The sequence below is a fragment of the Aeromicrobium phragmitis genome (genome assembly GCF_003674095.1).
Classification (GTDB): domain Bacteria; phylum Actinomycetota; class Actinomycetes; order Propionibacteriales; family Nocardioidaceae; genus Aeromicrobium; species Aeromicrobium phragmitis.
Genome location: NZ_RDBF01000176.1, coordinates 1 through 365, shown reverse-complemented (window position 1 = coordinate 365; position 365 = coordinate 1). Strand labels below are relative to the sequence as shown.

Below are 365 nucleotides of genomic sequence, written 5' to 3'. Positions count from 1 at the left end.
GAGGGCGGCGTCATCAGCGCCGAGGAGCTGCTCGAGCGTGCGTGGGACGAGAACGCCGACCCGTTCACGAACGCGGTTCGCATCACGGTGTCGGCCCTGCGCAAGCGTCTGGGGGAACCGTGGATCATCGCGACGGTCCCCGGCGTCGGTTATCGCATCGAGACCGTTCCCGGGCCCCGGGATGGAGACGCCGATCGTGGATAGGCGGCCCGGTCTGAGCGTCCGCGTCAAGCTCGCCCTGAGCTACGCCGGATTCCTGATGGTCGCCGGATCGCTGCTGCTGGCGGCCGTCTGGGTGTTCCTGCTGCGGTATGTCCCGGAGGTGATCCAGGGGCCGGGTCCGTTCATCCCCAACCGCTCCGATC

General features: G+C 68.8%; 1 protein-coding gene. It reads left to right on the top strand.

Annotation, left to right across the window (positions count from 1 at the left end):
- Positions 1–204: winged helix-turn-helix domain-containing protein (locus D9V41_RS16850; protein ID WP_133434252.1), on the top strand; the 204-nt coding region annotated here is incomplete at its 5' end.
- Positions 205–365: the final 161 nt, after the last annotated feature.